We start from the raw sequence: 19,929 nt of genomic DNA on the forward strand, positions 1-19,929 counted from the left end.
TGTTTTTTCGGTGTGCCATGCCGAGTAATGCGCTCGCCACCTGTATCCAATGGTCGTAATGGCGCTTTGATGTCTTGGCCTGCGGAGCCTGTCCTGACGGGTGAAGTGCTCTGTAACGCCCGTTCTAGAGCCTTCAAACTAAAGGTTTTGGTGGTGTTCAAACGCCACCACCGGCTATGCTAGAGTGGATCCAAATCAATAACAGGTAATGCCGGTTTTACGTCTACTCAAAAGGAATGGGGGAGGCTTCCTGACGCAACCGGACAGGCCATGCTGGGGCTTTATGCGCTATTTGCTGATGTTGCTGTTGAGCTTGCCCTTGCTGGCGACCGCGGCTGATTTTAACGAGCTTACCCAAAGCCTCCCCTTGGGTCACAGCATGCAGGTCTACGAAGACGTCGCCGGCACTGCGACGATTACCGATGTCCTCGCGCAAGCCGCGGCCGGCCAGTTCAAGCCCCACGATAAAGCCACGCTGAACGCCGGTTACTCGCGCTCCGCATTCTGGTTGAAAATCGACCTGCATTATCGTCCAAACAATCCTGATGCCCGGCGCACCTGGTTGCTGGAGCTGGCCTATCCGCCCCTCGATCATCTCGATCTGTACCAGCCCGATGAGGCAGGCCGCTATCAACTGACTCAACGCACGGGTGACGCCTTGCCCTTTGCCAGCCGGGAGATCCGTCAGAACAATTATCTGTTCGACCTGGACTTTGCCGCGAACGAGCAAAAAACCCTGTATTTGCGCCTGCAGAGCGAGGGCTCGATACAAGCGCCGATGACGCTGTGGTCGAGTACCGCTTATCTGGAAGAGCAGCCAGTGCGCCTCTATGTGCTGGGGGTGATCTACGGTGTGCTGCTCGGAATGCTGGTCTACAACCTGTTCATCTACCTGAGTGTGCGCGACACCAGTTACCTCTATTACATCTTCTATATCGCTTCGTTCGGCCTCTATCAGCTCTCGGTCAACGGGGCGGCGGTGGAGTATTTCTGGCCGGACAACCCGTGGTGGGCCAACGCCTCGACGCCGTTCTTCATCGGCTGTGCCGGATTGTTCGGAAGCCAGTTCGCCCGCAGCTTTTTGCAGACTGCCAGACACAGTCGCTGGATGGATCGCCTGTTGCTGGTGCTGATCGCGTACGGCGCCCTGGTGGTAGGGTTGTCGTTGATGACCAGCTACGCCCTGGCCCTGCGCCTGGCCACAGCCTTGGCTTTGATCTTCACCGTGGTGATTTTCGCGGCGGGGATTTTCGTCTGGTGGCGAGGCCTGCGGGTGGCGCGTTACTTCATCATTGCCTGGTCGGCGTTCTTGCTGGGCGGCATCGTCAATACCCTGATGGTGCTGGGTTACCTGCCTAACGTGTTCCTGACCATGTACGCCAGCCAGATTGGCTCGGCGATCGAGGTGGCACTGCTGTCACTGGCGTTGGCCGACCGTATCAACGCCATGCGCGAACAGCAGGCGCAGACGCTGTTTGATGCCGGGCAGAAGCTCGAAGTGTTGAACCAGCAACTGGCTCACAGTAACCAGCTCAAGGATGAGTTCCTCGCGACCCTGACCCACGAATTGCGCACCCCGATGAACGGCGTGATCGGTTCGCTGGAGTTGATGCAGACCGTCGAGCTCGACCCGGAGCTTGAGCAGTATCAGCAGACGGCGGCTGGTTCTGCTCGCGACATGATGCGCATGGTCAACGGCATTCTGACCTTGACCGAATTGCAGGCGGGTCGACTCCAGGCCAGTCCCGAGCCGTTCAGCTTGCGCTCGGTGGTCGACAGCGTGAGGCGGCAGTTCGCAGCCAATGCCACGGGCAAGGGGTTGGATTTCAAGGTTGAGGTGGCCCCGGGTGTGCCGGACCGGCTCAACGGTGACAGTGCCAAGCTGGTGCAGTGCCTGGAGTGCCTGCTCGACAATGCGATCAAGTTCACGCGCGTGGGTGGGCTGGCCTTGCGGGTCAGCGGCAAATCCGCCGAGCCTGGACGCCAGAAACTGTCCTTCGCGGTGATCGACACGGGTATCGGTTTTACCGACCTGGGGGAAGCGACCATGTATCAGCGCTTCTTCCAGCTCGATGGATCCATGACGCGTGAATACGGCGGCCTGGGCGTTGGCCTGGCCATCTGCCGGCAATTGGTCGAGCTGATTGGCGGGCGCTTGACCCATCGCTCCGAACCCGGGCGCGGTAGTCGTTTCCAGCTGGATGTCGAGTTCGACGTGGTTACGGTGCGCCAGGTGGCGGCACCTTCCCGTCAGCCCCCGGAAACCATGAGCGTGCGTGCCCCGCAGGATTGCACGGTGTTGCTGATCGATGACAACAGCATCAATCAATTGGTGATGCGCGGCATGTTGCTCAAGCTGGGTTATCGGGTGCGCAGTGTCGACAGTGTCCCGGCGGCACTGGACAGCTTGCGCCGCGAGCGGTTTGACGGGGTGCTGCTCGACAGTCTGGTATCGCCTGTCGACGGTTCATCGGTGTGCTGCCAGATCCGCGCTTTGCCGGGGTATGCCGGGTTGCCGGTGCTGGCGGCCGTGGCCTCGATACAGGGCATTGACCTGGAGGCGGGGTGGACCGATTGCCTGAATAAGCCGGTGAAATTCGATGAGTTGCAGGTGGCACTCTACCGGCGAGTGCTGTGTCAGAATCAAGGTGAAAGCGCCGATATTTAGGCGGATATGCCACTTTGTCCACGGACAAGGCGGTGCTTAACTGAGGGTCTCAACGGACCCGAGGAGGCCCCGCCATGAACCTGCACCAGTTCGCCGAAACCCACGAAGTCACCAACCAGCCACCTTCGCTGGACGGCGCCAACCTCTATCGCATCGACCTGCCGTTGCAAGAGTGGGCCCGGCGATTCGGGGCCGGTTGGGCGGACTCGCGCATCGATGCTTATGGCGCGCTGGCCGGTGGTCCGTTGATGGAAGCCGGTTTTTTGGCCAACCAGAACAAACCGGTGTTCTCCAGCCATGATCGTTACGGTCACCGCGTCGACCTGGTGGAGTTCCACCCGGCCTACCATGAGCTGATGCGCACGGCGGTCGAGCACGGTTTGACCTCCTTGCCCTGGACGGACCCCAAGCCCGGGGCCCATGTGGCCCGCGCCGCCATGTCCTATTTGCACAGCCAGGCCGAAGCCGGCAGTGGCTGCCCGTTGACCATGACCTTCGCCAGCGTCCCGGCACTGCGCCTGCAACCGGACATCGCCAGGCTGTGGCTACCGAAAATCCTCGCCACCGAGTATGACCCGCGCAACGTAGGCATGGCCCACAAGGCGGGCGTGACCATCGGCATGGCGATGACCGAGAAGCAGGGCGGTACCGACGTGCGGGCCAACACCACCAAGGCCTATCCAGTCGGCGCGGCGGGGCCGGGGCAGGCGTATGAACTGGTGGGCCACAAGTGGTTCTGCTCGGCACCGATGTGCGATGCCTTCCTGACACTGGCACAAACCGACAAGGGCCTGACCTGTTTCCTGTTGCCCCGTCATCGAGCGGACGACACCCGCAACCAGTTCTACATCCAGCGCCTGAAAAACAAACTCGGCAATTGCTCCAATGCCTCCAGCGAAGTCGAGTTTCGCGGTGCGCTGGCGTGGATGGTGGGTGAAGAGGGGCGCGGTGTGCCGACCATCATCGAGATGGTGGCCATGACCCGTTTCGATTGCATGGTCGGCTCAAGCGCGTTGATGCGTCAGGCACTGACCCAGGCCAGCCATCACTGCGCTCACCGCAAGGTGGGGGGCAAGGTGCTCAGCGAACAGCCGCTGATGCAAAACGTACTGGCCGACCTGGCACTGGAAAGCGAGGCGGCGCTGGCCTTGAGCCTGCGCATGGGCCGGGCGCTGGATCACTTGGACGACGCGCGGGAAGACAAGTTTGCCCGGCTGGTAACAGCGGTGGGCAAGTACTGGATCTGCAAGCGTGCCCCGGCCATGATCAACGAAGCGGCCGAGTGCATGGGCGGCGCGGGGTATGTTGAAGAAAGCATCCTGCCCCGGCTGTACCGTGAGGCGCCGGTGAACTCGACGTGGGAAGGTTCCGGCAACGTGCAGTGCCTTGACGTGCTGCGTGCCTTGTCGAAGGAACCGGGCGTGCTGGATGCCTTGTTCAGCGAACTGGGCGACGGTCATGGCGACAAGCGCCTGGCCGCCCACATCAGTCAGCTGCAGGCGGCGTTCAAGGACACCGGCGACATTCAATACCGTGCCCGACAACTGACCGAAGACATTGCCTTGGGCCTGCAGGCCAAGCTATTGCTCGAAGCCGGCAATGCCGCCGTCAGTGATGCGTTCATCGCCAGCCGACTGGGCACGGCCGGCCGAGTATATGGCACCTTGCCAAGAGGGTTGGATGTGGAAGCAATCGTCGCCCGCTCGACCCCTCACGGGTTCTGACCAACGGTTGATGAACATCACGGATCCTGTGTGGGGGCGGGTAAGTCCGCTCTCGCAGGGTTCCCGTGCGCCGATGTTGCAGGCAAGATGAAGGTCTGCAAGTCAGAACACAGGAAGCTGATCGTGACCGAAGCGTTTATTGTCGTCGAAACCGCTGAACAAGCCGTGGACCGTCTTGCCGCTCTGCACGAGCGGGCCACTTCTGCGCTGAACCAAGCGCTCAAGCGTTATCTCAAGGATCGCATCGAACCCGATGCCGAGCAGCGTGCACTGTTTCGTTACCCTGAACTGCGTCTGACCTACCATTGCCAGGGCGAAGTCCCGCAAACCACGCGTGCCTACGCCAAGGTGCAGCTGCCCGGGACCTACAGTGTCACCGTCACCCACCCGGCCGCGTTCCGCAAGTACTTGCTGGAGCAACTGGAACCCTTGATGCACGACTTCACCGTGACGGTGGAAGTGGGCGTCAGCGCGCAGAACATTCCGTACCCGTACGTGGTCGAGCAAGGCGATGAACTGGCCGGCTCCGGTGTGACCGCCGCGGTGCTGGCGCGGGTTTTCCCCAGTACCGACCTGTCCGCCGCCAGCGATGGCATTGCCGATGGCCTGTACGATTGGGAAAACACCGATCCGTTGCCACTGGCGCTGTTCGATGCCGCGCGGGTGGATTTTTCCCTGCGCCGCCTGGTGCATTACACCGGCAGCGACTGGCGCCATGTGCAGCCGTGGATTTTGCTGACCAACTACCATCGCTACGTCGACCAGTTCATCGTTCATGGCCTGGAGCAACTGCGCAACGATCCGCGCTTCGTGCGCATGGTGCTGCCGGGCAACGTGATCATCGAAAAGTCCATGGACCACGGCGAAGCGTCGGCCATTGCGGCCGGCGTGGTCTGGCACCGTTATCAGATGCCGGCCTATCACCTGCAGGCGTCGGACGGCCACGGCGTGACCCTGGTGAACATCGGTGTTGGCCCCTCCAACGCCAAGAACATCACCGACCACCTGGCGGTGCTGCGCCCTCATTGCTGGCTGATGATCGGCCACTGTGGTGGTCTGCGGCAGTCGCAAACCATCGGCGACTACGTGTTGGCGCATGCCTACATGCGTCGCGACGGGATTCTCGATCGCGTGGTGCCGCCGAACATTCCGATCCCGGCGTTGGCCGAAGTCCAGTTGGCCTTGCAGCAAGCGGCCGCCAATGTCACTGGCGAGCAGGGCGAGGCGCTGAAAAAACGCCTGCGTACCGGCACTGTGCTGACTTACGACGACCGTAACTGGGAGCTGCGCTGGGCCCAGGAACGGCCGTTGATCAACCTGTCCCGAGCCGTGGCGGTGGACATGGAAAGCGGCACCATCGCCGCGCAGGGCTACCGCTTGCGGGTACCGTACGGCACCTTGCTGTGTGTGTCGGACAAACCGTTGCACAGCGAAATCAAGCTACCGGGTTCGGCCAACGCCTTCTATGAGCGCGCGGTCAGCCAACACTTGAAGATCGGCATTGCTGCCGTGGATTTACTGCGCACCGAACTCAACTCGTTGCACTCGCGCAAACTGCGCAGCTTCGACGAGCCGCCGTTCCGTTGATCGGGAGGTGGTTATTTAACGGTCAGGCCACTAGCATTGTCGGTCCTGACCGTTAGATGTTGTGTTTGCCATGTCGCGTCCCCCTCGTCCCCCTTCCCGCCGCCCGGGTGTGAAGCCTGCGCAATCTTCTTCCGCCCCTCGGCGAGTGGCCAAGGCACCGCCGGCCGAGCCGAAACTGATTCTGTTCAATAAACCCTTCGATGTGCTGACGCAGTTCAGTGACGGTGAGGGGCGGGCAACGCTCAAGGACTTCATCGAGATCCCCGGGATCTACCCGGCCGGTCGGCTGGACCGCGACAGCGAGGGTTTGTTGTTGCTGACCAACGATGGTCAACTCCAGGCGCGCATCGCTGATCCCAAGCACAAGCTGGCCAAGACCTATTGGGTGCAAGTGGAGGGTGAGCCGAACGCCGCGCAACTGCAGCGTTTGCGCGACGGTGTGGAGCTCAATGACGGCATGACCTTGCCGGCCGAGGCGCGCCAGCTGGAAGAGCCCGAGCTGTGGCCACGCAACCCGCCGGTGCGCTTTCGTAAAAGCGTGCCGACCAGTTGGCTGGAATTGGTGATCCGTGAAGGGCGCAACCGTCAGGTGCGGCGCATGACCGCCGCGGTTGGCTTGCCGACCCTGCGTCTGGTGCGCGTGCGGATTGGCGACTGGACGATCGAGGGGCTCGATCAGGGCCAGTGGAAGGAAGTGCCGGCGCGCTTATAGCGTGCCGGATTCGATCAGGCCGATGACCACGCTTTTGATGATGAACGCGGCCACGCCCAGGCCCAGCACGAAGAACAAGATGAACGAACCGAAGCGTCCGGCCTTGGACTTCTTCGCCAGATCCCAGACGATGAAACCCATGAAAATGATCAGGATGGTCACCAGGCCGGTCATCATCCACTCTTCAAATACTGCAGGATCCATCGAACATCTCCAGCGCGGGCAGGGCTAATAGGGCGGGGCGAGTATACGCCATGGGGGATTGGTGGAGTATTGGCCTGCGTCGGTGTGCCGCAGCGGTTCGTCGCCTGATCGATTGCCAACACATCCTGTGACGCGCTGAGTCACGTAGAGGAGCACCGAACACTTGATTGGGCGGCTTTACTGCCTAGGGGGTGAGTGGGCTTCAGCCACGCAGATGAGTCAACGGCAGCTCGGTGCTGTTGAGCACCTGGTTGAGCACGAAGCTTGAGCGCACGCTGGTCACGCCTTCGATGCGGGTCAGGTGCCCCAGCAGCAGTTTCTGGTAGTGGTCCATGTCCGGCACCACGACCTTGAGCTGGTAGTCGGCGTCCATCCCGGTCACCAGGCTGCATTCGAGCACTTGCGGCAGGGTGCGGATAGCGGCCTCGAAGTTTTCGAAACGCTCCGGAGTGTGGCGGTCCATGCCGATCAGGACGTAGGCGGTCAGGCTCAGGCCGAGCATTTTGCGGTCCAGCAGCGCCACCTGGCGGGAGATGTAGCCGTCGTCCTCCAGTTGCTTGACGCGTCGCGAGCAGGGCGATGGCGACAAGCCGATGCGTTCGGCCAGCTCCTGGTTGGAGATGCGAGCGTCACGCTGCAATTCAGCCAAAATGCTCAAGTCGTATCGGTCGAGTTTGCTCATGGATCAGGCCTTTGTCATAGCAATTGCGGTGGATTATCTATCCTGGGTGAAAAATTGCGCAAGTCATGTTTATTTGAGCAATCTTCGCAATCCTCTGCCGCGGGCCAAAGCCTATTCTTATCACCAGAATCACTGCCCGGACAAACAGTCCACAGCGGCCCGCCGAATCAGGCCAGCCGCGGCCACCTTCTCCCACAGGAGCTGAGTCGGCCCCCGGGCTACACACTGTCCACAAGACGGCGTGAGGTGAGCCGGCGTCAAAAGCGTCGAGCACGGACGAAGTTCTCAAAGGGAGGCCGACGGGTCTCCCTTTTTTATTGCCTGCGAAATCAGTCGTGCGGCTGATAACCTGTCGCCGAACCGGCCTGTGCTTTCCCAGTCTTACGTACAGGTCACCACCGCGCAGTGAGGAAGAGCATGAAGTCGCGCATCTGGCGTATGGCCGGTGTTGGAGTGATGTGTGTCAGTGTCAGCACACCCTTGCTGGCAGGTAATCAGGGGCCGACACAGCAGCCTCAGCCAAATCAACAAGGCAGTGACCAGCCCAGTCCCTCGAGCAACCTGCCGATTCAGGGGCGACCGGATGCCGTCCGCCAGACTCAGGAGCCACGTCCCGGCTACTATCAGGACATTCCACGGCGCCCTGCCGGTCATGGCAATGGCTGGGGACCGGGGCCGCATTATCGGCCGGGGCATGAGACCGATCGGTTTCCTGATCGCAACTACCGCGTGCCATACCGGGGCCAGGACTACTTCTACTCCGGTGGCTACTGGTATCGCCCGCAAGGTCAGCGTTATGTCGTGGTACGCCCGCCCTACGGGATTCGGGTGAGTGACCTGCCCGATTACGCGCGCGAAGTCTGGATCGGCGGTGCGCTGTTTTTCCTGGCCACTGGCGTCTATTACAGCTACGAGGCCCACACTGGGGAATACGTGGTGGTGCAGCCGCCGGCGGGATACCCCGAGCCACCGCCGCCATCGCTCGGCAACGGTTACGACGTGGTGGCGTACCCGGCTAACGGACAGTCGCGCCAGCAGGTCGACCAGGATGGTTATGACTGCTATCGCTGGGCCGTCGAACAAAGTGGTTTTGATCCACGGGCCATGACCTATCAGCCGGCGCCCCAGGTGGTGCAACGCTACCGCCAGGCCCAGGGTGATTGCCTGGGCTCACGGGGGTATCGGGTTGAGTAGCGGCCTCACGCTTCAAGCTTCAAGTTTGAAGTGTGCAGCTTAGAACTTACCCCCTGTTGCGACCGGATCGGCATGCACCAGGACTTCGGCTTGCGGGTAGACCGCACGAATGGCATCGGCCGCCTGGTCGCTGAGACCGTGGGCCACTGTCAGGGTCAACTCTCCCGGTAACTCCAGGTGCAGTTGCACGAACCAGTGATTGCCGGAGACCCGGGTGCGCAGGTCGTGGGCCCCGAGTACCCCGGGCACGCTGCAAGCCAGTTCGAGCATGCGCTGGCTGACGTCCGGGGGCAGTTCCTGATCCATCAGTACGGCAAAGCTTTCCCGGGCGATCTGGATGGCACTCCACAGGATGTAGGCGGCGATGGCCAGGCCGAACCAGGCATCGAGTTGATACCAGCCGAATCCGGCGAGCACCAGCGCGATCAGGATGCTGCCATTGAGTAGCATGTCCGAGCGGTAGTGCAGCGAGTCGGCCCGTACCGCATTGGAGCCGGTTTCGCGCACCACGCGTTGTTGCAGCACCAGCAATGCCGCGGTCAGCAGCAAGGAAAAGATAATCACGCCAATACTGAGCCAGGCCGCGCCAATCGGTTCAGGGTGTTTGATCCGTTCGACGGCTTGCAGTGCGATCAATACCGCACTGCCGGAAATGAACAGCGCCTGGGCCATGCCGGCCAGCGACTCGGCCTTGCCGTGTCCGTAACGGTGATCGTCGTCCGCCGGGCGCAGCGCGTAATGCACCGCCAGCAGGTTGAGCAGTGAGGTCACGCCATCGAGGGTCGAATCCGTCAGGCCGGCGAGCATGCTCACCGACCCGCTCATCCACCAGGCGATGGCTTTGGCGAGGATCAGGATGCTGGCCACGGCCACCGATGCGCGGGTGGCCAGGCGTAACAGGCGGGCGTGTTCCGTGCTGCTGGTCATAGGTGCATCGTTCCTTCGGTGCGGTGCCTCAAGCGGCGGGTTGCAGGCCGAGCATGGCCAGTTGCTGGGCGCTGCCCTTGTGCTGGATCAGGCGAGGGTCGTCCAGCGGCAGATGACGGCCCAACTCGCTTTCGAGAATAGCCTGCAACTTGATGTTATCGACCTTGCCATCGGCGTCGATGGCTTGTTGGAGTTTCTCCGGTGCCACCTGCGCGGTCTTGCCTGGCTCGAAGTAAATCGCGCCGGTGGCGAAGTCCACGGCAAAGGCGATCAGCCCCGGGATGATATAGAACAGCAGGCCCACGGCGTCGAGTGCGGCAATGGCCGGGTCGATCTTGCCTTCGATCTGGCCGCGGCGATCGGGATAGAGAATCGAACCGCATGCGGTGATCTGGGTCAGCAGGGTCGCGATCAGTACACCGCCCATCAGGCGAAAGGGAGCACGCATGGAAAATCTCCTGAGTAAACTTGAAACGAAACGTCGTCGGTCAACATTAGGACCGTGATTAACGTCAGGCAGTTCGCCGTTATACTCGCCGCTCTGTTTTGGAGCCAGCATGATTTCTTTGCCGATCGATGATGTTTTACCCGCGCTGCGTGACGCCCTGTCGACACGCCACGAAGCGGTGCTCGAAGCACCGCCCGGTGCCGGCAAGACCACCCGCGTGCCCTTGGCACTGCTGAATGAGCCGTGGCTGGCGGGGCAAACGATCCTCATGCTTGAACCGCGCCGGCTGGCGGCGCGGGCGGCGGCCGAGCGGCTGGCCAGCGAGTTGGGGGAAAAGGTCGGCGAAACGGTCGGCTATCGGATTCGCCTGGACAGCAAGGTCGGGCCGAACACCCGTATCGAAGTGGTGACCGAAGGCATTCTCACCCGACGCCTGCAGGAAGACCCGGCGCTCGAGGGCGTGGGCCTGCTGATCTTCGACGAGTACCACGAACGCAGCCTCGACGCCGACCTGGCCCTGGCCTTGAGCCTGAACGGTCGTGAGCTGTTTCGGGACGAACAGCCACTGAAGATCCTGCTGATGTCGGCGACCCTGGAAGGTGAACGCCTGGCCGGCTTGCTCAATGATGCGCCGATCCTGCGTAGCGAAGGCCGCATGTACCCGGTAACGATGCGCTGGGGCCGGCCGTTCCAGCCGGGCGAGTTCATCGAGCCGCGGCTGGTGCAGACCGTCTTGGAAGCGCTGAACGATGAAACCGGCAGCCTGTTGGTGTTCCTGCCGGGGCAAGCGGAAATCCGGCGTGTCCATCAACAGTTGGCGGATGCGCTGGGCGAGCGCTCTGAAGTGCTGCTGTGCCCGTTGCACGGTGAACTCGACCTGGCGGCGCAACGGGCGGCCATCGACCCGGCGCCACCCGGGCAGCGCAAAGTGGTGCTGGCCACCAACATCGCCGAGACCAGCCTGACCATCGACGGTGTACGTGTCGTGATCGATGCCGGCCTGGCGCGGGTGCCCCGTTTCGATCCCGGCAGCGGCATGACCCGTCTCGATACCCAGCGGATCTCCCGCGCCAGCGCGACCCAGCGTGCCGGTCGGGCGGGGCGCCTGGAACCGGGAGTGTGTTATCGCTTGTGGTCGCAGGATCAGCACGAACAACTGGCGGCCTATGCCAGCGCTGAAATTCTCTCCGCGGACCTCGCCGGCCTGGCCTTGCAGCTCGGTCGTTGGGGCGTTCTACCGGGGCAATTGGTCTGGCTCGATGCACCCCCGACGGCGGCGTATGCCCAGGCCCAGGACTTGCTCGAGCGCCTGGGGGCACTCGAGGGTACGTCGCCTGAAGACTGGAAACTGACCCGTCATGGTCAGGCCATGGCCGAACTGCCGGCCCATCCGCGCATTGCCCATTTGCTGCTGCGCGGTCAGGCGTTGGGGCTGGCGAACATGGCGTGCGACGTGGCGGCACTGCTCGGCGAACGGGATATCTTGCGCGGTGCCGGCGCCGACCTGCACAGCCGCCTGGTGCTGCTGTCCGGTGAAGAGCGTGCGGCGCGTGGCGCCCAGGGCGGCGTGCAGCGGGCGCGGCAATTGGCCCGGCAGTATCGCGGTTATCTGCGTGGCAAGGCCGAACAATCGGTCAGCGACCCGGAGCATCCGCGCTGGCTCGGCGCGTTGCTGGCGCTGGCCTATCCGGACCGGGTGGCGCAGCAGCGTCGCGCAGGGGGGGCGGAGTATCGACTGGCCAACGGTCGCGCGGCCTTGTTCGCCGAGGCCGATAGCCTGATGAAACAGCCCTGGCTGGTGATCGCCGACCTGGGCAGCCGGCAGGGGCAGCGTGAAGAACGGATTTATCTGGCCGCCGATTTTGATCCGGCGTTGTTCGATTCGGTATTGGCGGAGCAAGTGCGTTGCGTCGATCAGCTAGATTGGGATGAGCGTGAAGGCGTGTTGCGGGCCGAGCGCCAGCGCAAGGTGGGCGAACTGGTACTGAGCCGCGAACCGCTGACCGGCCTGGACGAAGCGGCTCGCAGCCAGGCGCTGATCAATCTGGTGCGCCGTAAAGGGCTGGAGCTGTTGCCGTGGACACCCGAGCTGCGTCAGTGGCAGGCGCGGGTGGCGTTGTTACGTCAGTTGGACCTCGGCAGTAAGGACCAGAGTGAATGGCCAGATGTCAGCGACGCCGCACTGCTTAAAAGCCTCGAACACTGGTTGATGCCGTATTTGGGCAAAGTCTCGCGGCTCAGTCACTTCGCCAACCTGGACTTGTCGAGCATCGTCCATAACTTGCTGCCATGGCCACTGCCACAACGCCTCGATGAACAGGCGCCACATCATCTGAGCGTGCCTTCCGGTTCGTCGATTCGCCTGGACTACAGCGAACAGCCGCCGATTCTCGCGGTGCGTTTGCAGGAATTGTTCGGCCTAGCCGAAACCCCGCGCATTGCCGGTGGCCGGCAGGTGGTCAAGCTGCATCTGTTGTCCCCGGCACGCCGGCCGGTACAGGTGACCCAGGACCTGGCGAACTTCTGGCGCAGCACCTATGCCGAAGTGAAGAAGGACCTGAAGGGGCGTTATCCCAAACACTACTGGCCGGATGACCCGCTGGTGGCCGAAGCGACGGCACGGGCCAAGCCGCGTAAATAGGGAGGTACGTGCGCGGCCTCACCCGGGCGATGGGTTCATCCGGTATTGCAATCGTTCAGGCCTCCCCGTAGAGGTCCTGCGAAACACTGCGTTTGTGCTTGATGCCATAACAAACCCACATCAGCGCAATCCACACCGCAATGGCATAGACCGAGATCCGAATGACGGGATCCATCAACATGACGCCCAATATGAATACCAGGAATGCCAGGCATACATAGTTGCCGTAGGGGTACCGCAGCGCCTTGAACAGCGGTTTCTGTCGGGTACGGTTCATGTGCTGGCGAAATTTGACGTGGGACAGGCTGATCATCGCCCAATTGATCACCAGCGTCGCAACCACCAGAGACAGCAGCACGACGAGCACGCCGATGTAGAAAATCAGAATACGGTAGATCACCTGGTTGATGGCTTTGGGGATCACGGTCCGAGGTTTTTCGGCCTCGGCAGCGGTGGAACCGAGCATCTCCAGACCGCCGAAGGACAGCATGATGATCGCCATGGACATCGCCAACCCGCCCACCCCATAGGGGAAAAAAACCGCCGTGTTGCCACAGGTTGCTCAGCGAGGCTTGTGGCCCTGCGTTACCGCTGACCAGAAGATAGCTGCCCATGGCAATCATGCCGATCACGGCCAGGACCTTGATGATGGCAAACCAGAATTCGACCTCGCCGAATATTTTGACGTTTGTCAGGTTGATTGCATTGATCAACACGAAGAAGACTGCGGCCGATACCCAGGTCGGAATCTCTGGCCATCAGTAGTGCACGTATTTGCCGACGGCTGCCAGTTCGGACATGCCAACCAGGATGTACAAGATCCAGCAGTTCCATCCCGACAGGAAGCCGGCGAACCCGCCCCAGTACTTGTGGGCGAAGTGGCTGAAAGAGCCGGCCACGGGCTCTTCAACGATCATTTCACCCAACTGCCGCATGATCATGAAGGCGATGAAACCGCAAATCGCGTAGCCAAGGATCATTGAGGGGACGGCAGACTTGAGTGCTCCCGCCGAGCCTGGGAACAGGCCGGTACCCACTGCCCCACCCAAGGCGATCAGTTGAATGTGTCGATTTTTCAGGCTGCGCTTCAGCTCGCCGCGCATTGGGTCCGCTCATGAGAAGGGGCTCACGTAAGGTTTGATGAGGAGTGTTGCAGGGTGCTTGAGGGCCTGCTCACGCAGTACCGATGAAACGCCTGCGCATGCAGCAGGCGATTGCGATTTTTCCACGGTCATACGGCCTCTGATTCATTAAATTATTTTTCATATATATCAATCGGTTGGGTTGTTTTTTGACGCGACCTTCGACGATGTTCCGTGCGCAGCCATAAAAAATCTAATGGAAGAAACATATTTCTATATGTTGAGTTTATAAATGGAGAATGGTATCTAATGCATCGCAGACTGAGATGCCGACGATTCCAGGGAAGTGAGGAGCGATGAATGTGAAGGGCAGTGATACAGAAGGGGCATTCGATTTCGTGGCCAGCGCATACGCTGATCCGGGCCGCTATTTTTCAGACGCCGCGGACGACATCCACAAACAGCTGCTGAATGACGGGGCCGTTGTCATTCGTGCCGCCGATCAGTGCAGGGACCCCGGCGTGTTTGAAAAGGCCATTGGCGCACAGGGCTTTCAGACCCGGGATTACGTCGGCGGGAGCTCTCCACGCTCGACTATTCAGGGGAAGGTCATGGAAGCCCTCGATGATTCGCAAGGGCTTCCAACGCAACTCAGTGAGACCTTACTCGAGGTAAAAATGAGCGAAACACTGCCTTTATTTCACGAAAAGCCGTATCTGAAGCAGCTGGAATGTCGAGTCGATCTGCTTGAACGCGACGACGCGGGTCTTCCTTTTGCGCTCCTTGGCGAGTCAGTTTTCTACCCGCAAGGAGGCGGACAGCTCGGAGATCGAGGCGTATTGAATATCCCGGGCCCTGGGAAGAATGAGGCACCGCGAGCGTTGGAGATTGTGTCGACCAAGAAAAGGGATGATCAGATCAGGCATTACTTGAGCGTTGACGATGAGGCGTTCACGCTGCTGAGAGAGTGCGCGATTGGCCAGCAGGCTACGGCAACGCTTGATTGGCCATTGCGATATCATCAGATGCGTCTTCATTCAGCCATGCATTTGATGCACTGCATGCTAGAGCAGACGCTTGGGCGGTCCATTCCACACCCGGTACGTTCTCCGTTGAGTGACGAGGGTGGGGAGAATCAATACGAGTTTATCGGAGAGTTCGACGAAGACAGTTTGAGGTGGGCGACGGATGCCTTGAACGAGTTTTGCTCTGCAAGTCATGAGATTCGTACGGAAGCGGATACGAGCAAAGGACATGGATTTCGTTGGTGGCAATGCGAAGATTGGTCAATTCCCTGTGGGGGAGTTCATGTGCGTAATACGCAGGAAATAGGCGTGGTAACTTCAAGTATGAAAATCAAGAAAAATACGACCAGAGTGGTTGTCACTCTGTCGGCAGAGGCTGAAGAGCTTGGATAGTAAACGAGCGTTTGGTGCGTTTCTCATGCAGTTGCGGATCGAAACGGGGCATCTGAAGATTTCAACGTTTCTCGATGAGGTCAATATTCCATTTTCGGCCAATTACTATCGTGACGTTGAGGCCGGAAGGAAATACCTGAGTATTGATGCCGCAGTGGAGTTGCATGACCATCTTGGTATCGACGCCTCAAGCAAAGTCAGTTTTGATTATTTTTGGCATTACTTCAGAGACTTGCTGCCCGCTAACGTCCACGAGATGCTGTTTGGCAAAGGTGTCGAAGTCACGGATCTTTCTTCCAGGCTTGAGCTGAGAGAGCATGATTCGAAAATTTTACGTCGGGCGCTGAGTTTAAGTCGGTATGAGCGTGAGTTCATCATCACCCAAGAGGTGATTGCAGCATTCGAAGAGAACTTTGAACTGCTGCCATTGATGACTTATCTCTATATGGTGGACAGTGCCTCCGTTGCTGAAATCCAGTTGGTGTGCCAGCAAATTGGCCTTGCCTACGATCAGCATACGGAAGCTTTCTTGAGCCTTGTCTCAAAAGAACGAACAGCACCTGAAGATCCCTTTGTTCGTCATGCACCAACGCTGAGGATGCCCAGAACAGTTGATGCATTGAGGCTAAAGGATCAGTTCCTGCGCTACGAAGTGGAACGGTCGCTGCTCAAGCCTGAAAAAAGTGAATACTTTGATGTTTCAGGTTCTTTCAAATACAGCTCGATGGTGACACTGAAAGACGCGGAAATAGAACAGATTCAGGACCGTCTTGTGGATCTTTTCTCTCTCATTGAAGTGCATAACAAGTCAGGGAGTCAGCTCGAGGACTCAGGCGCCCAACCTTATTTCTTCGGGTTAATTGTTTCTGGCCGTCCGGAGTACGACGGGCGTGCGGCCCGAACGGCCAAAAGAACCAAGAATTGAACATGTAGAAGGCGGATGTCACCGCCTTCTCTGTTCAATGATCTGCGACAGTCGACCGCTCACAGCGGCAATCCCCCCATTTCTAGTACTCGTCAGAAGTAGAATTTTCTCCTGATCGGATCAAGGAAATTTTGCGTGAAGACATCCCGTTTTTCGGACAGCCCAATCATTGCCATCCTCAAGCAAGCCGAGGCTGGAAGCCCGGTGCCAGAGCTGTGCCGATCGAACGCCCACAGACCCTGGACATGGTCATGGAACGCTCGCTCATCGACATGAAGCGCAAGATCTTCGGGTTACTGTATGACGAACTGGAGGAGGAACATTGATTGAGTCCTAAGGCGCTGCCGGCAACAGGAATCGGGCGATCACCGGCAAATGATCGGAGATGCGCAACGTATCGTCCTGTCGCACAGTTGCTTCAACCCGTTTGAGTCGCGGGCTGTAGAACAGGTAGTCGACGGTGCGGTCCGGGCCGTTGAGGCCGGGGTCGTTGGGGTAATGGGTCAGCCAGCGCGCACGATCGATGCCACTGGCTTCGTTGTTGGTCGGGATCATCGGGTATTTGTCCCACAGTCCATGCAGCGGGCTGTCGGCGGAGTAGGGCGTGCGCTGCTCGGGGGGCAGGCGCTGGAATTGCCCCAGCGGGAGGAGGTTGAAGTCGCCGCCGATCAGCCATGGCGTGCCGCGTGCCTCGTACTTGTCCAGCACCTTGGTGACCGCCGCGACCTTGGCTTGCAACGTCTCGTTCGGTTCGGTGGCGCGGTCGAGGTGCGTGTTGAGGACCGCCATTTGCCCGCCGTCGCGCAGCGGCAGGTAATTCACCAGCAAGGCATTCCTGGGCTGGAACTGGCGGCTGATGACGTTCGTCGTCGTATCAGGCAGTTGCAGGCGTTCGGCGTGTTCGATCTGGTAGCGGCTCAAGGTTGCCAGTTGCCGACCAACGCTGCCAAAGATATGCCGGTCGGGAACGAAGTCGGCCTTCCAGTCGAAGGCGTGGGTGCTGCAGGGGTAGAGGTCGGCGAGGCGTTCCTGGAGCAGCTTGAGCTGGTTCTGGTAGTCGCTGGCCTTGGCGCCGTCATCCAGTTCCTGCAGCAGCACCAGGTCTGGCTGCTCGTCGCGGATGACCCGCGCCACCTCATCGAGGCTGAAGGCCATGTCTTCCGGTGTCGGGTTTTCGTCACTGCCTTGGGCCAGGTCATTCCAGAACACATAACGTTTACCGGCCAGGTACTGAACGTTCCAGGTCATCACCTTCAAGGCCTGGCCGGGGACCAGGGTGGGCGCCGGGGCGCTGCAACTGACTTCCAGTGTTTCCTTGGCCTCGGGGCGCCAGGTCAAGCTGTAGAGCAACGCCAGCAGCAGGCAGGTGAGAGACAGCAGGCCCAACAGGGTGTAGCGCAGTAGACGGGTCATGGCTCGGCTTATGGCGTTACAAAGTTGATAGCGAGCATAACCGAGTGCAAGGCCGAACCCAAAGGGTAGAGCGGTCAGGCATTGCCTTCGGTGTTGTCAGGGGCTTCGCTGATCAGCATGAACAGGCGAAACAGCACCACGCTGGTGAACAGTTGCAGGAAACTGTGGATGCTTTCCAGGAGCAGCGCAATGGCCGGATTCTGTGGCTCCGGATAAATCGACAGGCTGGCGCCCTTGAGCAGCCACAAGGGGCCCATCACGCAGAGAATGCACACCAGGATCCGCAGGAAATTGCCGCGTGCCAGGCGCATGCTTTCGCGGATGGCGGCCAGTGGTTGCATATTGCGCAGCACCAGCAGGTATTCGGCAAACGCCAGCATCACCATCAGCCAGATGCCTGGCAGGAAATACAGCGACAGCCCGATCAGAATCAGCAGCGTGTTGACCGCTGTCAGCAAGGCAAAGCGCGGCCACAGGCTGGCCGACGCCGCCAACAGGTCGCGAGTGCGCGGCGATTCGCCACGGCTGCGTGCATCGAGAAACAGGATCAGAGCGGCGGTGTAGAGCGGATACACCAGCAGCCCGACCATCACGCTGTAGCCGGGAAAGGCTTGCGGCCCCTGCGAGTGATCGACCAGTTGCTGCAGCAGGGCTTCGAACACCACCAGGGGCAAGCACAGCGGCACGATCCGGCCCAGATTGCGCTGGAAGAAATAGAAGGAGTCGCGGAGTACGTCTAACGGATTCATCGGTCGCGTTCGCAGGTTGCACAATATGCAGACACTGTAACCGATGCGACTGGCACCTGAACAAAGGTAAACGTTCGGTAAAGCGCATTGAAAGCGCCGGCAACAACCCCATTACGGATGAGCACCTTTTCCATCAGGAGAAGAGCACTGATTTCCCGGCAATCTATGAGGTCGCCATGAACAGCGAAGAACAAACCCTGATCGATGGACTGTTTTCCCGGTTGCAGCAGGCCGAAACGGACGGCGCGTTGCGTGATGCCGAGGCCGAGGCACGGATCAAGGAGCACCTGGGGCGCCAGCCGACGGCGGGTTATTTCATGACCCAGGCGATCCTGGTGCAGGAGGCCGCGCTCAACAGCCTCAATGAACAAAACAAACAACTGGCCCAGCAGGTTCAGCAATTGCAGGCCCAATTGCAGCAAGCCAAGGGGCAGGTGGCTGCACCGGCAGCGACCGGCGGCTTCTTGTCGAGCATCTTCGGCGGTGCCCGTGATGCCCGGCCGGCCCCAGCCCAAGGCTCGTCCGCATTCAGCTGCAATGGATGGCGTGAGCCGGGGCGACCTTCGTCCGATACGCCGTCGCCAGCGCCACGCTTCGGTGGCTCGCAACAGCCCTATGCGGCCCCTGCGCAACAGGCTCCCGCCGCCAGCAGCTTTCTCGGCGGCGCCTTGAAAACCGCAGCGGGCGTGGCTGGTGGCGTGATGCTGGCGCAGGGCATCAGCAGCCTGTTTCACAGCAACTCGCAGCCCCAGGAAGTGGTCGAAGTCATCAAGGAGGAACCGGCCCAGGTCAACGACGACAGCAACAGCGGCTGGGGCGACGACTCGCGCGTGGCGGGCAACGCTAACGACGGCAACGACCAGGGTGGTTTTGCCGATACCGACTACGGCGATGACAGCTCATCGCTGTTTGGCGACGACGATTCTTTCGTCTGAGACGCCATTCGTCCGGGGCGCGCTGGCGCCCCGGACTGATTATTCGCTGAACGTTCGTTCCGGCTGGCATACTGGGCGACTTTTCGGGCCTTGGGTCTGATCAATCGCCTGCGCTTGTGTGCGCCAAGAGGATGTGCGGTGAAGAAGATCGCAGTGTTCGCCGATGTCCAGAACCTCTACTACACCGTGCGCCAGGCTTACGGCTGTCATTTCAACTATGCCGCCCTGTGGGCTGACATCAGCAAGCAGGGGCAAATCGTCGAGGCCTATGCCTACGCCATTGACCGCGGCGACAGCAAGCAGCAGCAGTTTCAGCAGATCCTGCGCAACCTCGGTTTCACCGTGAAGCTCAAACCCTACATCCAGCGCAGCGATGGCTCGGCCAAGGGCGACTGGGACGTGGGCATCACCCTCGATATCATGGACGCCGCCGATCACGTCGACGAAGTGGTACTGGCGTCGGGGGACGGTGATTTCGACATGCTGCTGGAGCGCATCATCAACAAGCACGGGGTAGAAGCCGTTGCCTACGGTGTGCCCGGGCTCACGGCCAACTCGCTGATTCGCGCGGCCACACGCTACGTGCCGATCGAAGGCGCGTTGCTGCTTAAAAACTGATT

The 19,929-nt window shown here is 60.3% G+C and carries 16 protein-coding genes and 3 pseudogenes; 12 read left to right on the top strand and 7 right to left on the bottom strand.

Annotation, left to right across the window (positions count from 1 at the left end):
* Window positions 1-283: 283 nt before the first annotated feature.
* The 4 genes from CKW07_RS13915 (at window position 284) to CKW07_RS13930 (ending at window position 6,691) form a co-directional block, all read left to right on the top strand.
* On the top strand, window positions 284-2,668 hold the full coding sequence (locus CKW07_RS13915; RefSeq protein WP_095145418.1) for a hybrid sensor histidine kinase/response regulator: 2,385 nt from the start codon (window positions 284-286) through the stop codon (window positions 2,666-2,668).
* Between the two features lie 74 nt (window positions 2,669-2,742).
* Complete coding sequence (locus CKW07_RS13920; protein ID WP_095145419.1) at window positions 2,743-4,392, top strand: acyl-CoA dehydrogenase family protein; 1,650 nt, start codon at window positions 2,743-2,745, stop codon at window positions 4,390-4,392.
* An 87-nt stretch (window positions 4,393-4,479) separates the two neighbouring features.
* On the top strand, window positions 4,480-5,979 hold the full coding sequence (gene amn / locus CKW07_RS13925) for an AMP nucleosidase (protein ID WP_176465318.1): 1,500 nt from the start codon (window positions 4,480-4,482) through the stop codon (window positions 5,977-5,979).
* Window positions 5,980-6,124: 145 nt separating this feature from the next.
* A complete protein-coding gene (locus tag CKW07_RS13930) occupies window positions 6,125-6,691 on the top strand; it encodes a pseudouridine synthase (RefSeq protein WP_176465324.1) in 567 nt (188 codons plus the stop codon).
* Here the strand turns inward: CKW07_RS13930 and CKW07_RS13935 are convergent.
* Window positions 6,686-6,895: a DUF2788 domain-containing protein gene (locus CKW07_RS13935; RefSeq protein ID WP_015096955.1), complete on the bottom strand. Its 210-nt coding sequence runs from the start codon at window positions 6,893-6,895 to the stop codon at window positions 6,686-6,688. The two genes, CKW07_RS13930 and CKW07_RS13935, sit on opposite strands and share 6 nt — an antisense overlap.
* A gap of 202 nt (window positions 6,896-7,097) precedes the next feature.
* Entirely contained in the window at window positions 7,098-7,577 is a 480-nt protein-coding gene (locus CKW07_RS13940; protein WP_054052470.1) for an Lrp/AsnC family transcriptional regulator, read from the bottom strand.
* A gap of 417 nt (window positions 7,578-7,994) precedes the next feature.
* Between CKW07_RS13940 and CKW07_RS13945 the strand changes: the two genes are divergently transcribed.
* On the top strand, window positions 7,995-8,771 hold the full coding sequence (locus tag CKW07_RS13945; protein WP_095145422.1) for a DUF6515 family protein: 777 nt from the start codon (window positions 7,995-7,997) through the stop codon (window positions 8,769-8,771).
* A gap of 39 nt (window positions 8,772-8,810) precedes the next feature.
* Here CKW07_RS13945 and CKW07_RS13950 read toward each other — a convergent pair whose 3' ends face one another.
* Together CKW07_RS13950 and CKW07_RS13955 are read right to left on the bottom strand one after the other, a co-directional pair.
* Window positions 8,811-9,698, bottom strand: coding sequence for a cation diffusion facilitator family transporter (locus tag CKW07_RS13950; protein ID WP_095145423.1), 888 nt, complete (start codon window positions 9,696-9,698; stop codon window positions 8,811-8,813).
* A gap of 28 nt (window positions 9,699-9,726) precedes the next feature.
* The gene (locus tag CKW07_RS13955; protein ID WP_095080650.1) at window positions 9,727-10,146 is read right to left on the bottom strand and encodes a polyribonucleotide nucleotidyltransferase; all 420 of its coding nucleotides are present in this window, start codon (window positions 10,144-10,146) and stop codon (window positions 9,727-9,729) included.
* 109 nt (window positions 10,147-10,255) lie between these two features.
* Here CKW07_RS13955 and hrpB point away from each other — a divergent pair, with 109 nt between their 5' ends.
* Complete coding sequence (hrpB, locus tag CKW07_RS13960; RefSeq protein ID WP_095145424.1) at window positions 10,256-12,787, top strand: ATP-dependent helicase HrpB; 2,532 nt, start codon at window positions 10,256-10,258, stop codon at window positions 12,785-12,787.
* A gap of 55 nt (window positions 12,788-12,842) precedes the next feature.
* On the opposite strand, the pseudogene CKW07_RS13965 reads toward hrpB, so the two are convergent.
* A pseudogene (locus tag CKW07_RS13965) lies at window positions 12,843-13,890 on the bottom strand (amino acid permease).
* A gap of 335 nt (window positions 13,891-14,225) precedes the next feature.
* Between CKW07_RS13965 and CKW07_RS13970 the strand changes: the two are divergent.
* The 4 genes and pseudogenes from CKW07_RS13970 to CKW07_RS13980 form a co-directional block, all read left to right on the top strand.
* The gene (locus CKW07_RS13970) at window positions 14,226-15,287 is read left to right on the top strand and encodes an alanyl-tRNA editing protein (RefSeq protein WP_256577048.1); all 1,062 of its coding nucleotides are present in this window, start codon (window positions 14,226-14,228) and stop codon (window positions 15,285-15,287) included.
* 25 nt (window positions 15,288-15,312) lie between these two features.
* The gene (locus CKW07_RS13975) at window positions 15,313-16,212 is read left to right on the top strand and encodes a hypothetical protein (protein ID WP_256577049.1); all 900 of its coding nucleotides are present in this window, start codon (window positions 15,313-15,315) and stop codon (window positions 16,210-16,212) included.
* Between the two features lie 135 nt (window positions 16,213-16,347).
* A pseudogene (locus CKW07_RS25975) lies at window positions 16,348-16,476 on the top strand (IS3 family transposase); the annotation flags it as partial.
* Window positions 16,428-16,538: pseudogene (locus tag CKW07_RS13980) on the top strand (ABC transporter ATP-binding protein); the annotation flags it as partial. The pseudogenes CKW07_RS25975 and CKW07_RS13980, both read left to right, overlap by 49 nt.
* 7 nt (window positions 16,539-16,545) lie before the next feature.
* Here the strand turns inward: CKW07_RS13980 and CKW07_RS13985 are convergent.
* Together CKW07_RS13985 and CKW07_RS13990 are read right to left on the bottom strand one after the other, a co-directional pair.
* Window positions 16,546-17,625 carry an endonuclease/exonuclease/phosphatase family protein gene (locus CKW07_RS13985; protein WP_095145426.1) on the bottom strand — a complete coding sequence of 360 codons (1,080 nt, stop codon included), beginning with the start codon at window positions 17,623-17,625 and terminating at the stop codon, window positions 16,546-16,548.
* A 74-nt stretch (window positions 17,626-17,699) separates the two neighbouring features.
* Entirely contained in the window at window positions 17,700-18,374 is a 675-nt protein-coding gene (locus CKW07_RS13990; protein WP_095145427.1) for a YciC family protein, read from the bottom strand.
* A gap of 176 nt (window positions 18,375-18,550) precedes the next feature.
* Here CKW07_RS13990 and CKW07_RS13995 point away from each other — a divergent pair, with 176 nt between their 5' ends.
* Together CKW07_RS13995 and CKW07_RS14000 are read left to right on the top strand one after the other, a co-directional pair.
* Window positions 18,551-19,309 (top strand): DUF2076 domain-containing protein, encoded by a 759-nt coding sequence (locus CKW07_RS13995; RefSeq protein ID WP_095145428.1) that lies wholly within the window; start codon window positions 18,551-18,553, stop codon window positions 19,307-19,309.
* A gap of 138 nt (window positions 19,310-19,447) precedes the next feature.
* On the top strand, window positions 19,448-19,927 hold the full coding sequence (locus CKW07_RS14000) for an NYN domain-containing protein (protein ID WP_095080658.1): 480 nt from the start codon (window positions 19,448-19,450) through the stop codon (window positions 19,925-19,927).
* Window positions 19,928-19,929 lie beyond the last annotated feature (2 nt).

The organism is Pseudomonas sp. Irchel s3b6 (genome assembly GCF_900187415.1).
GTDB lineage: Bacteria > Pseudomonadota > Gammaproteobacteria > Pseudomonadales > Pseudomonadaceae > Aquipseudomonas.

Coding starts and splice junctions, on each gene's coding strand:
- CKW07_RS13915 (WP_095145418.1), top strand. CDS start 284: ATGCGCTATTTGCTGATGTTGCTGTTGAGCTTGCCCTTGCTGGCGACC.
- CKW07_RS13920 (WP_095145419.1), top strand. CDS start 2,743: ATGAACCTGCACCAGTTCGCCGAAACCCACGAAGTCACCAACCAGCCA.
- amn (WP_176465318.1), top strand. CDS start 4,480: ATGAAGGTCTGCAAGTCAGAACACAGGAAGCTGATCGTGACCGAAGCG.
- CKW07_RS13935 (WP_015096955.1), bottom strand. CDS start 6,895: ATGGATCCTGCAGTATTTGAAGAGTGGATGATGACCGGCCTGGTGACC.
- CKW07_RS13940 (WP_054052470.1), bottom strand. CDS start 7,577: ATGAGCAAACTCGACCGATACGACTTGAGCATTTTGGCTGAATTGCAG.
- CKW07_RS13945 (WP_095145422.1), top strand. CDS start 7,995: ATGAAGTCGCGCATCTGGCGTATGGCCGGTGTTGGAGTGATGTGTGTC.
- CKW07_RS13950 (WP_095145423.1), bottom strand. CDS start 9,698: ATGACCAGCAGCACGGAACACGCCCGCCTGTTACGCCTGGCCACCCGC.
- CKW07_RS13955 (WP_095080650.1), bottom strand. CDS start 10,146: ATGCGTGCTCCCTTTCGCCTGATGGGCGGTGTACTGATCGCGACCCTG.
- hrpB (WP_095145424.1), top strand. CDS start 10,256: ATGATTTCTTTGCCGATCGATGATGTTTTACCCGCGCTGCGTGACGCC.
- CKW07_RS13970 (WP_256577048.1), top strand. CDS start 14,226: ATGAATGTGAAGGGCAGTGATACAGAAGGGGCATTCGATTTCGTGGCC.
- CKW07_RS13975 (WP_256577049.1), top strand. CDS start 15,313: ATGCAGTTGCGGATCGAAACGGGGCATCTGAAGATTTCAACGTTTCTC.
- CKW07_RS13985 (WP_095145426.1), bottom strand. CDS start 17,625: ATGACCCGTCTACTGCGCTACACCCTGTTGGGCCTGCTGTCTCTCACC.
- CKW07_RS13990 (WP_095145427.1), bottom strand. CDS start 18,374: ATGAATCCGTTAGACGTACTCCGCGACTCCTTCTATTTCTTCCAGCGC.
- CKW07_RS13995 (WP_095145428.1), top strand. CDS start 18,551: ATGAACAGCGAAGAACAAACCCTGATCGATGGACTGTTTTCCCGGTTG.